10 protein-coding genes are annotated in these 12062 nt (G+C 61.7%); 5 read left to right on the forward strand and 5 right to left on the reverse strand.

Going from position 1 to position 12062, the window contains the following annotated elements:
* Positions 1 to 2: 2 nt before the first annotated feature.
* The 3 genes from HX881_RS09555 to HX881_RS09565 form a co-directional block, all read right to left on the reverse strand.
* Complete coding sequence (locus HX881_RS09555; protein WP_042934263.1) at positions 3 to 1628, reverse strand: ABC transporter substrate-binding protein; 1626 nt, start codon at positions 1626 to 1628, stop codon at positions 3 to 5.
* Between the two features lie 258 nt (positions 1629 to 1886).
* Positions 1887 to 3488, reverse strand: a complete 1602-nt coding sequence (locus HX881_RS09560; RefSeq protein ID WP_103032578.1) for an ABC transporter substrate-binding protein — start codon at positions 3486 to 3488, stop codon at positions 1887 to 1889.
* A 96-nt stretch (positions 3489 to 3584) separates the two neighbouring features.
* A complete protein-coding gene (locus HX881_RS09565) occupies positions 3585 to 4295 on the reverse strand; it encodes an SIMPL domain-containing protein (RefSeq protein ID WP_017123542.1) in 711 nt (236 codons plus the stop codon).
* A 206-nt stretch (positions 4296 to 4501) separates the two neighbouring features.
* Here HX881_RS09565 and HX881_RS09570 point away from each other — a divergent pair, with 206 nt between their 5' ends.
* The 4 genes from HX881_RS09570 (at position 4502) to HX881_RS09585 (ending at position 8969) form a co-directional block, all read left to right on the forward strand.
* The gene (locus tag HX881_RS09570; protein WP_017123543.1) at positions 4502 to 5761 is read left to right on the forward strand and encodes an ATP-binding protein; all 1260 of its coding nucleotides are present in this window, start codon (positions 4502 to 4504) and stop codon (positions 5759 to 5761) included.
* Positions 5758 to 6318: a response regulator transcription factor gene (locus tag HX881_RS09575; RefSeq protein WP_017123544.1), complete on the forward strand. Its 561-nt coding sequence runs from the start codon at positions 5758 to 5760 to the stop codon at positions 6316 to 6318. The genes HX881_RS09570 and HX881_RS09575 overlap by 4 nt, the downstream gene beginning before the upstream one ends.
* 97 nt (positions 6319 to 6415) lie before the next feature.
* Positions 6416 to 8149 (forward strand): ABC transporter ATP-binding protein/permease, encoded by a 1734-nt coding sequence (locus HX881_RS09580; RefSeq protein WP_177084120.1) that lies wholly within the window; start codon positions 6416 to 6418, stop codon positions 8147 to 8149.
* A gap of 70 nt (positions 8150 to 8219) precedes the next feature.
* Entirely contained in the window at positions 8220 to 8969 is a 750-nt protein-coding gene (locus tag HX881_RS09585; protein ID WP_017123546.1) for a FadR/GntR family transcriptional regulator, read from the forward strand.
* Positions 8970 to 9025: 56 nt separating this feature from the next.
* On the opposite strand, the gene HX881_RS09590 is transcribed toward HX881_RS09585, so the two are convergent.
* Complete coding sequence (locus HX881_RS09590; RefSeq protein ID WP_017123547.1) at positions 9026 to 9217, reverse strand: hypothetical protein; 192 nt, start codon at positions 9215 to 9217, stop codon at positions 9026 to 9028.
* 14 nt (positions 9218 to 9231) lie between these two features.
* Complete coding sequence (locus HX881_RS09595; protein ID WP_177084122.1) at positions 9232 to 10881, reverse strand: phospholipase; 1650 nt, start codon at positions 10879 to 10881, stop codon at positions 9232 to 9234.
* A gap of 224 nt (positions 10882 to 11105) precedes the next feature.
* Here HX881_RS09595 and kdgD point away from each other — a divergent pair, with 224 nt between their 5' ends.
* Entirely contained in the window at positions 11106 to 12017 is a 912-nt protein-coding gene (gene kdgD, locus HX881_RS09600; protein WP_017123549.1) for a 5-dehydro-4-deoxyglucarate dehydratase, read from the forward strand.
* The last annotated feature ends 45 nt before the right edge of the window (positions 12018 to 12062 follow it).

Here is a 12062-nt window from a genome sequence, read left to right on the forward strand (position 1 = left end):
CCTTACTTGCTGACGCTGACGCCGTAGAAGGAGTTCAAGCCGAACGGGCTGATCTTGAAGTCCTTCACGGTGGCGCTCATGGGTTGGTACACCGTCGAGTGCGCGATAGGTGTATAGGGGACGTCATCCTTGAGGATGTGCTGGGCCTGCTTGTACAGCTCGGTGCGCTTGGCCTGGTCGGCAGTCGACTTGGCTTCTTTCATCAGGGCGTCGTACTTCGGTGTGCAGTACTTCGAGAAGTTGTTGCCGTTGAGGGCATCACAACCGAACAGTACGTTCAGCCAGTTGTCCGGGTCACCGTTGTCACCGCTCCAGCCAATGATCATGGCTTGTTGCTCGCCACCCTTGGCACGCTTGAGGTATTCACCCCACTCGTAGCTGACGATCTTCACGTTCAGGCCGATGTTCTTCCAGTCGGACTGGAGCATTTCGGCCATCAGCTTGGCGTTGGGGTTGTACGGACGCTGGACAGGCATGGCCCACAGCTTGATTTCCGTACCTTCCTTGATGCCGGCTTCCTTGAGCAGCTGTTTGGCTTTCTCAGGGTCGTACTTGGCATCCTTGATGGTGGTGTCATAGGACCACTGGGTCGGCGGCATGGCATTGACGGCCAGCTGGCCGGCGCCCTGGTACACCGATTCGATGATCTGCGGCTTGTTCACGGCCATGTCCAGCGCCTGGCGAACGCGCAGGTCGGCCAGCGGGTTGGCGGCGGTTTCGCCCTTGAGCACCGGCATGACGTTATAGGCGATGTAGCCCAGGTTGAAACCGGCCTGGCTCGGCATCTGCAGTTTCGGGTCGGCCTTGAGCGGTGCAAGGTCGGCCGGACGCGGGTAGACGCTGACCTGGCATTCGTTTTTCTTCAGCTTCTGCATCCGCACCGAGGCGTCGGTGGTGATGGCGAAGATCAGGTTGTCGATCTTGACGTCTTCAGGCTTCCAGTAGTCCTTGTTCCCGGTGTAGCGGATGTTGGAGTCTTTCTGGTAGCTCTTGAACACGAACGGGCCGGTGCCGATCGGCTTCTGGTTGATGTCGCTGGCCTTGCCTTCCTTGAGCAGCTTGTCGGCGTACTCGGCGGACTGGATCGAGGCGAAGCTCATTGCCAGGTTCTGGATGAACGCGGCGTCAACGGTCTTCAGGGTGAACTTGACGGTATGCTCGTCGACCTTCTCCACCTTGGTGATGTTGCTGTCCATGCCCATGTCGGTGAAGTACGGGAATTCGGTCGGGTACGCCTTGCGGAACGGCATGTCCTTGTCGAGCATGCGGTTGAAGGTGAACAGCACGTCGTCGGCGTTGAAGTTGCGGGTCGGCTTGAAGTAGTCGGTGGTGTGGAACTTCACCCCATCGCGCAGATGGAAGGTGTAGGTCAGGCCGTCCGGCGAAATATCCCAGCTGGTCGCCAGGCCAGGAATCACGGCGGTGCCGCCGCGTTCAAACTGGCTGAGACGGTTGAAGACGGTTTCCGCGGAGGCGTCGAAGTCGGTTCCGGCGGTGTATTGGCCTGGGTCGAAACCGGCCGGGCTCCCTTCGGAGCAATACACCAGGTTTGTCGCTGCGAGGGCGAACGGTGCAGATGCCAGGAGGCCTGCGCCAACTAAAAACGGAATGACTGCTTTTTTAAGCATGGTGGCCTCATGATTTGTTGTCATTTTTGGTTGTGAGGACGACCTCGTGAGTCGACCTGCGGATACTTATGCAGGCCCCATACCCAATGCAAGATGCAGAGGCGCCGCAAGCCTTAAACTGTGGCACGAACGTACACGAATGTCGCAATTGTGTAAATTCTGACGCATTTAACCGTTTGCGCCCGGTTTTTCCGGTGCATACAGCGCACTGCAAGCAGGCAACCGGGGCGTCTGGCGCACCCGGTTGGGGCGTGCGTGTTACTTATCGAGACTCACGCCGTAGAAGGGCGTCAGGCCGAAAGGACTGATCTTGAAGTCACGGACTTCCTTGCGCAGCGGCTGGAATACCGTGGAGTTCGCGATAGGGGTGATGGGTACCTGTTCCTTGAGGATTTTCTGCGCCTGTTGATAGAGTTTTACCCGCTCGTCGCGGTTGCTCGCGAGCTTGGCCTTCTGCACCAGCCGGTCATAATCCGGATCGCACCACTTGGCGTAGTTGCTGCCTTTTACCGCGCCGCAGCTGTACAGCACGCCCAGCCAGTTGTCCGGATCGCCATTGTCCCCGGTCCAGCCATAGATCATGGCGTCATGTTCGCCATTCTTGGCGCGCTTGATGTACTCGCCCCATTCGTAGCTGACGATATTGGCCTTGATGCCGACCTTGGCCCAGTCCTGCTGGATCATCTGCGCCGACATCCGCGCATTGGGGTTCGAGGCGCGCTGCACGGTCATGGCCCACAGGTCGATGCTGGTACCGGGAGCGACCCCGGCCTCCTTCAGTAGCGCCTTGGCTTTGGTCGGATCGTAGGGCGCGTCCTTGATGTTCGGGTCGAACGACCATTGCGCCGGCGGCAGGGCGTTTTGCGCAAGCTGTCCGGCGCCCTGGTAGACCGCCTTGATGATCGCCGGCTTGTCGATGGCCATGTCCAGCGCCTGGCGTACCTTGAGTTGGTCCAGCGGCTTGTGGGTCACGTTGTAGGCCAGGAAGCCGAGGTTGAAGCCGGCCTGCTGGAGCACCCGCAGGTTAGGGTCCTGCTTCATGATCTCGATGTCCGCCGGACGCGGGTAGCCACTGACCTGGCATTCGCCGGCCTTGAGCTTCTGCAGGCGCGCGGCGGCATCCGGGGTGATGGCGAAGACCAGGTTGTCGAGCTTCACGTCCTCGGGTTTCCAGTACGCCTTGTTGGCCGCGTAGCGGATCTGCGAGTCCTTCTGGTAGCGCTTGAACACGAAGGGCCCGGTTCCCACCGGCTTCTGGTTGAGTTCCTCGGCCTTGCCTTCCTTGAGCAGCTTGTCGGCGTACTCGGCGGACTGGATGGAAGCGAAGCTCATGGCCAGGTTCTGGATAAAGGCCGCATCCACCGTGTTCAGGTTGAAACGCACCGTGTGTTCGTCGAGCTTCTCGACGTTCCTGATGGTGGTATTGAGGCCCATGTCGGTGAAGTACGGCGATTCCGAGGGGTAAGCCTTGCGGAACGGCTGGTTCGGGTCGAGCAGCCGGTTGAAGGTGAACAGCACATCGTCGGCGTTGAAGTCGCGGCTCGGGGTGAAATAGTCGGTGGTGTGGAATTTCACGCCGGGACGCAGGTGGAAGGTGTAGACGAGGCCATCGGCGGAGACTTCCCAACTCGTCGCCAGGCCGGGTTCGACCTCGGTGCCGCCGCGCTTGAACTGGGTCAGGCGGTTGAACACGGTTTCGGCCGACGCGTCGAAATCGGTGCCGCTGGTGTATTGGCTCGGGTCGAAGCCGGCCGGGCTGGCTTCGGAGCAGTAGACCAGGGTACTCGCGGCCTGGGCCAGCGGTGCACAGGCCAGCAGGCTGGCGGCAAGGAGCAGCGGTTTGAACACGGTTCTTTCCATGGAATCCCCTGAGAGTGCTTTTTCGGCAGCAAAAAAAACGGCGGTCACCGAGGTTACCGCCGTTCCGGCCTGCTTAGAAAGCTCTGGTCCGGGCCTTTATTGCAGGACTTCGATCTCACCGTCGGCGTTCATGCTGACCTGGCTGGTGCCGGCTTCCACTTCCGGTGTCGGGGCGGAGTCCATGGCCGCGGCCTTCATCATCATCGCGCCACGGGCGTAAGGCTGTGGATAACCGTTGCCGTTGAGGTTCAGGTTGATGATCTTGTAGCCCTTGCCGCCGAGGGCGTCGGTGGCCAGCTGGGCGCGGGCCTTGAAGGCGTTCACCGCCTCCTTGAGCAAGGCATCTTCGCTGGCCTTGCGGGTCGCCGTGGAGATGGAGAAGTCCATGCCTTCCATTTTCAGCGTCTGCATCAGGTCGCCGGTCAGCTTGGAGAGGGCGGCAAAGTCGCCGCTTTCCAGGCGCAGCTCGGCGCGCTCACGCCAGCCGGTGATCTTCTGGGTCTTGTTGTCGTAGATCGGATAGCTGTTGCGGCTGCCCTGGCGCAGGGTCACGGCCTTCACTTCACGGGCCTCGCCGAGGGCCTTGTTCATGGTGGTGGTGATCTCGGCGGCCAGCTTGGCCGGATCGCTGTTCTGCGCCTCGGTATAGAGGGTGACGATCATCAGATCCCGCGCCACTTCCTGGCTGACTTCGGCGCGCAGGGAAATCCGGTTGTAATGAAGCTCGTCGGCAGCCATTGCCGGCAGGCTGGCCAGGGTGGCGATGCTGAGGGCGAGCAGGGTGGCGCTGCGAGTGAACCGTTGCATAAAAACTCCTTGGGATACGGGACGCGCTTATCGTCGGGCGATACCGCGTGAAACCATCAGACTCTAGCTGTTATCGGGCAGTTCACCCAGTTACAACTTCTATACATCTGTCACGAACTGTGGCTGTTTGCCGCAGTTCTGCCTGTCGGGCGTCCAGCTTGGTTATACTCGTGGCGATCCGCCTGGAGCGCTCATCAGGAGAGCTCATGCTCGCCCCCTTTCAATTGTTGTCCGCGACTCGCCAGAACCTGTGGCGCCTGACCTTTATCCGTATCCTGGTGCTGGCCGCCCAAGCCGGTTCGGTCGGTATCGCCTACTGGTTCGAACTGCTGCCGCTGCCCTGGCTGCAACTGTGGGTCACGCTGGGCTGCTCCATGGTGCTCTGCGCCTTCACGGTGGTGCGGCTACGGACCACCTGGCCGGTCACCGAGCTCGAATACGCGGTACAGCTGGCCTGCGATCTGTTTATCCACAGCGCCCTGCTGTATTTCTCCGGTGGCTCGACCAACCCGTTCGTTTCCTACTACCTGGTGCCGCTGACCATTGCCGCGGTGACCTTGCCCTGGCGTTTTTCGGTGGTCCTCTCCGGTGTGGCGCTGGTCCTGTACACCTTGCTGCTGGTGCAGTTCTACCCGCTGGAAACCTTCCCGATCTCCCGGGAAAAGTTGCAGATCTATGGCATGTGGCTGAGCTTTGCCCTGGCCGCCGCAGTCATCACCTTCTTCGCCGCGAAGATGGCCGAGGAACTGCGCCGCCAGGAAGAGTTGCGCGCGCTGCGGCGTGAAGAAGGCCTGCGCGACCAGCAACTGCTGGCCGTGGCGACCCAGGCCGCCGGTGCCGCCCACGAGCTGGGCACGCCCCTGGCGACCATGAGCGTGCTGCTCAAGGAAATGCGCCAGGACCATCCGGACCCCTTGCTCCAGGACGACCTGAGCGTGCTCCAGGACCAGGTCAAGCTGTGCAAGGAAACCCTGCAGCAACTGGTGCGGGCGGCCGAGGCCAATCGCCGGCTGGCGGTGGAGATGCAGGACGTCACCCTCTGGCTCGACGAAGCGCTGAACCGCTGGCACCTGATGCGTCCCGAGGCCAGTTATCGCTTCCAGCGCCTGGGGCAGGGCGAAGTACCGCGCCTGGCGCCGCCGCCGGACCTGACCCAGGCCTTGCTCAACCTGCTGAACAACGCTGCCGATGCCTGCCCGGAGGGCCTGGAAGTAAGGCTCGATTGGGATGAGGAAAACCTCACCATCAGTATCCGCGACCACGGTGCCGGTGTACCGCTGGCCATCGCCGAGCAGATCGGCAAACCCTTTTTTACCACCAAGGGCAAAGGTTTCGGCCTGGGCCTGTTCTTGAGCAAGGCCAGCGTGACACGCGCCGGCGGCTCGGTGAAACTCTACAGTCATGAGGAAGGTGGCACGCTCACCGAGCTGCGCCTGCCCCGTGTCGCCCGAGGAGACGAAGCATGAATGACGAGATCCAGGTCGAAGGCGAAGAACTGCCGCATCTGTTGCTGGTGGACGACGACGCCACCTTTACCCGCGTGATGGCGCGGGCCATGAGCCGGCGCGGTTTTCGCGTCAGCACCGCCGGTTCCGCCGAAGAGGGCCTGATCCTGGCCCAGCAGGACCTGCCGGACTACGCCGCGCTGGACCTGAAGATGGACGGCGATTCCGGCCTGGTGCTGCTGCCCAAGCTGCTGGAGCTCGATCCGGAGATGCGCGTGCTGATCCTCACGGGCTACTCCAGCATCGCCACGGCGGTGGAGGCGATCAAGCGTGGCGCCTGCAACTATCTGTGCAAGCCGGCGGACGCCGACGATGTGCTGGCCGCCTTGCTCTCCGAGCACGCCGACCTCGATACCCTGGTGCCGGAGAACCCGATGTCGGTGGATCGCCTGCAGTGGGAGCATATCCAGCGGGTGCTGACCGAGCACGAGGGCAATATCTCCGCCACGGCCCGCGCCCTGGGCATGCATCGACGCACCTTGCAGCGCAAATTGCAGAAGCGGCCGGTGCGGCGCTGAACCGGCGCTGAACGAATCCTTCTCAGGCTGCGCTTTCGCGCGTGCGAATCATCTATGATCGGTTGGTGAATTTTCTTACGCTAACCGAGCCTGAAGAATGACTGAGAAGAACGCCGAGTATTCCGCGGTCAACGATGCCGTGCAGGGACAGTTTTTCCGCCGGGTCTGGCAAATGACGACGCCTTACTGGCGCAGTGAAGAGAAGGGCAAGGCCTGGCTTTTGTTGCTGGCGGTGATCGGCCTTTCGCTGTTCAGCGTGGCGATTTCGGTCTGGATCAACAGCTGGTACAAGGACTTCTACGACGCCTTGCAGCAGAAGGACGAGACTGCCTTCTGGCGGCTGATCCTGTACTTCGGTGGCATTGCCGCCGTGGCGATTCTCGGCGCGGTCTACCGGCTGTACCTGACCCAGATGCTGACGATCCGTTGGCGTAACTGGCTGACCGAACAACATTTCAAGCGCTGGCTCGGCCACAAGAACTACTACCAGCTGGAGCAGGGCGGCTACACCGACAACCCTGACCAGCGGATTTCCGAAGACCTCAATACCTTCACCTCCAACACCTTGAGCCTGGGACTGGGCCTGATCCGTACCGTGGTCAGCCTGGTTTCGTTCTCGATCATCCTGTGGGGCGTCTCAGGCAGTATCGAAGTCTTTGGCATCACCATTCCCGGCTACATGTTCTGGTGTGCCTTGCTCTATGCCGCGGTGGGCAGCTGGTTGACCCATCTGATCGGGCATCGCCTGATCGGCCTGAACAACCAGCAACAACGTTTCGAAGCCGATCTGCGTTTCTCCATGATCCGGGTTCGCGAGAACGCCGAAAGCATTGCCTTGTTCAATGGCGAGCCGAACGAGAATCAACGCTTGAGCGCCCGTTTCGGCAAGGTCTGGCACAACTTCTGGGACATCATGCGGGTTTCCAAGCGGCTGACGTTTTTCACCGCGGGCTATGGCCAGATCGCCATTATCTTTCCCTTTATCGTGGCCGCCCCGCGCTACTTCGCCGGCAAGATCCAGTTGGGCGAGCTGATGCAGATCAACTCTGCCTTTGGCAATGTGCAGGAGAACTTCAGCTGGTTCATCACCGCCTATTCGGATCTGGCGGCGTGGCGCGCGACTTGCGATCGTCTGTTGAGCTTCCGCCAGGCCATGAGCGACAACGAGGATCATGTCCGCACCATCGATGTTCAAAGCGTGGGCGACGAGCTGAAGGTACAGAATCTCAACCTGGACCTGAACAATGACCGCCATCTCCTGAGCGGTGCCGAGATGACCGTCGCGGCGGGCGAGCGCGTGATGCTGGCCGGTCGCTCCGGCAGCGGTAAAAGTACCCTGTTTCGCGCCATGGGCAATCTCTGGCTCGACGGCCACGGGAGCATTCGCCTACCCGCGCGGCGCTACCTGTTCTTGCCGCAGAAACCCTACCTGCCCATCGGCAGCCTGCGTGAGGCGCTGAGTTATCCACAGGCGGGCGACACCTATGCGCAAGAGCGCTATGCCCATGTGCTGGAGACCTGCCGCCTGCAACACCTGATCCCGCGGCTGGACGAGAGCAATCACTGGCAGCGCATGTTGTCTCCGGGGGAGCAGCAGCGCCTGGCCTTCGCCCGTGCCCTGTTGTACGCGCCGCAATGGTTGTTCATGGATGAAGCGACCTCGGCCATGGACGAGGAAGACGAAGCGGACCTCTACGAGGCCCTGATCAGGCAGGTCCCGGGCATCGGGATCGTCAGCGTCGGCCATCGCAGCAGCCTGAACAAATTCCATACCCGGCATCTGCGCATAGAACGCGGACACCTGGTGCCCCAGGAACCGGTCAGCGCATAGTCAACTGTGATCGTACAACCCGGTTGAGCTATGATGCAGGCTCAGCCGTTCAGCCGAGATAGATGTTCGTATGGAAAACCAGAGCGCCGCGCTCCGCGCACCTCGCAAGCGCCGCAGTCTTGCCCAGGAATTGGTCACGGTCCTGACCGAGCAGATCCGTGACGGTCAACTCAAGCGCGGCGACAAGCTGCCTACCGAGTCGGCGATCATGGATGCCCACGGGGTCAGCCGCACGGTGGTCCGTGAGGCGATTTCCCGCCTGCAGGCGGCGGGGCAGGTGGAAACCCGCCACGGGATCGGCACCTTTGTGCTGGATACGCCGAGCCCGAGCGGTTTCCGTATCGACCCGGCCACGGTGGTGACCTTGCGCGATGTGCTGGCGATCCTCGAGTTGCGCATCAGCCTGGAAGTCGAGTCGGCCGGGTTGGCGGCGCAGCGGCGTACGGCCGAACAATTGGCGGCGATGCGGGCGGCGCTGGATGCCCTGAATGAAAGCGCGGCCCATGCCAGTGATGCGGTGGCTTCCGATTTCCAGTTCCACCTGCAGATTGCCTTGTCCACCGGCAACCGCTATTTCACCGATATCATGACCCACCTGGGCACCAGCATCATTCCGCGTACGCGGCTGAATTCGGCGCGCCTGGCCCATGATGACCAGCAGCACTACATGAACCGGCTGGGACGCGAGCACGAAGAGATCTATGAGGCGATCGCCCGCCAGGATTCCGATGCGGCGCGGGCGGCGATGCGCCTGCACCTGACCAACAGCCGCGAGCGCTTGCGCCAGGCCCATGAGGAAGCCGAGGCGCAGCGCGGTTGAGATGAGTTTGCACGATCTTCTGTGGCGAGCGGGCAAGCCTGCTCGCCACAGGCGTTCTATGCGCCTTGCAGGATCGTGCGATCCACACGCACCGCCCATTTCGCGGCTTGTGCCTGCACATCGAAGATCACTTTCCCCTCGGCGTCCGCCGTCGCGCGGGCAATCGCCACGCCATCGGCGAGCAGTTCCAGCGGCATATCCTTGAGTGACTGACCGGACGCCAGTTCGAGTTTTACGGTAAAGGTCATGGTTGCTTTCCCTGTCACTGGTGGTTGTCGATAAAGGTCGTGGCCTGGCTGTCCAGCGTGCCGATCAATTCCGGCGAGCCGCCACGGAACTGCCGGAACACATTGCGTCCCCCGGCTCCCGCCGACGCATCCAGCGGCACCGTCAGGGTCGGCTGGAAGCGGTCGGTCAGTTCGGCATAGGCCGTCCACGGGCCGATATAGGATTCGTCCAGTCCATTGGTGTAGCTGAAGGCATAACGTACGGCATGACCCGGCAGCCAGTTGGGTTCGCTGGGTGTGCGGCTCTGCCAGCCGTCGGCCTTGATCGTCGGTGCCCCGCCCGGAGGGTTGAGGTAGCCGGCGGGTTTGTTCGGCTTGTAGTCCTGGAGCAGCAGGTAGGTGCTCCAGCCCCACCAGTTATCGCTCTGGCTGCGGTCGTTGAGGTTGTTGACGTCGTTGCGGCGCATCACCGTCTTGCCCTTGAGGGCGAACAGTGGGGCGAAGTTCAGGCTGTCCTGGCTGTTCTCCACCTTCGCCAGGTCCGGGACCGAACGCAGGGCGGCGTAGGCTTGCGGTGGTACGACGACACCGCTGAGGAACGTCGCGAACACTTCGTCTACCGATTGCTGAACCGCCTGTTTGACCTGTAGTCGGTTGCTGTTGTCGAGGGTGTCGAAATAACGTTTGTCGCCATAGCAGTTCCAGCGCTCGCCCTTGGCGTTGCTGACTTTCAGGCCGTACTTGCTGTCCTCGTCGTGCATGAAGCGGGAAATCAACGAGCCCACGTCGCTGGGGGTGACGCTGTCGGCCAGTTGCTTGCGCGGTACACGCAAATGACCGGCGGAAAACAGGTCGGTGAGGAAGTGGTCGGCGAAGGCATTCATCGCATAGGCCAGTTCCAGGTCCTGGTCGCTGCCGCTCTGGCGGGCGACAACAGCCTGTTGCAGGGCCACGGCATGACCGGCCTGGTAGGCCAGCAGGGCCCATTCGCCAAAATGGTCCCAGTTGCTGGCGGCCAGTTTCAGGTAGCGCCCCAGGGGAAACAGGGGGGAGGCAAAACTGCCGCCGCCGGTGATCTTGTTCCATTCGCCCGAGAGGGTATCGCCCAGTTCGTCGTAGGCTTCGTGCGGCTGCCGGCCATCCCGGATCGCCTGGTTGGCCGCGGTGATTTCGCTCTTCATGACCTGCAGGATCTTCTGTGCCTCTTCTCGCGAGGCGGGCAGTACCGCCAATGAGTTGAAGGCCGCGGTAAAGCGCGCCTGGCGTTCCGCCGGGGTGCCGCCATCGGCGATCGGGCGATCGGCGATACCGTAGAAATCGCCGCCCAGGGCGATGACCTGGCCGTAGGTCAGGGCCAGGCCGTTGCTCAGGTGCAGTTCGACCTGCCAGGCCGGAATGGCCGGTGCGTCCCTGGCAAAACGCAGCAGGGTGCTGTCGCCGATGGCAGTGTGTTCGCCGCCCTCGAAGCGCGCCTGCGGCGAACCTTTGGCTGCGGCTCCCGGGGCCGTCGGCAGATGCTCAGGGCGATGGTACTTGAGGGTGTGATGTCCCTCGGCGAGCAGCACGATGGCCGTGCCATCGCCCGGAATCGCGATGCCCTGTTCGGTAAAAAGACTGTCCAGCCCGGCAATGAGCTTGCCGTCGTGCAGCAGGATTTCCTGCGGCGTACGTTCAATTCCTGACATTTCTAGCTCCTTGATATGTCGGATATTTCATCAATATAACTGTATGTATATACAGTTAATTCGAGCATAGATGAAAACTTTCCTACGTCAAGGATGGAAATGTCTGAGGGCTCTCTTGAGCGATACCTGTTGACCTTTGTTATTTAAGTTGTACGATGACGTACGACATCAGCAAGGCTGACCCGTCTCTTTCATCACAACGTGCTTTCCAGGGTGTTCGAATAATGAATCCACAAGAACTGAAGTCCATCCTCTCTTCCGGCCTGCTGTCCTTTCCGGTGACCGATTTCAATGCCCAGGGCGATTTCCACCGCGCTGGTTATGTCAAACGCCTGGAGTGGCTGGCCCCATACGGCGCCACGGCGCTGTTCGCCGCCGGTGGCACCGGTGAGTTCTTCTCCCTGGCCGCCAGTGAATATTCCGAAGTGGTCAAGACCGCCGTCGACACCTGTGCCGGTAGCGTGCCGATCCTCGCCGGTGTCGGCGGCGCCACCCGCCAGGCCATCGAATACGCCCAGGAAGCCGAACGCCTGGGGGCCAAGGGCCTGCTGCTGCTGCCGCACTACCTGACCGAAGCGAGCCAGGAAGGGGTCGCGGCCCACGTTGAAGCCGTGTGCAAGTCGGTGAAGATCGGCGTCGTGGTCTACAACCGCAATGTCTGCCGCCTGACCGCTCCGTTGCTGGAGCGTCTGGCCGAGCGTTGCCCGAACCTGATCGGCTACAAGGACGGCCTGGGCGATATCGAGCTGATGGTGTCGATTCGTCGCCGCCTCGGCGATCGTTTCAGCTACCTGGGCGGCCTGCCGACCGCCGAAGTCTATGCCGCGGCCTACAAGGCCCTGGGTGTGCCGGTCTACTCCTCGGCGGTGTTCAACTTCATCCCGAAAACCGCGATGGACTTCTACAACGCCATCGCCCGTGAAGACCACGCCACCGTCGGCAAGATCATCGATGACTTCTTCCTGCCGTACCTGGATATCCGCAACCGTCGCGCCGGCTACGCCGTGAGCATCGTCAAGGCCGGGGCGAAGATCGTCGGCTACGACGCCGGCCCTGTGCGCACCCCGCTGACCGACCTGCTGCCGGACGAGTACGAAGCCCTGGCCGCACTGATCGACAAGCAAGGCGCGCAATAACGACACATGCACCAGGCCGCTGAGCGATCAGCGGCTTTTTCGGTT

Origin of the sequence: Pseudomonas gingeri, assembly GCF_013386115.1 — a bacterium.
Lineage (GTDB): Bacteria > Pseudomonadota > Gammaproteobacteria > Pseudomonadales > Pseudomonadaceae > Aquipseudomonas > Aquipseudomonas gingeri.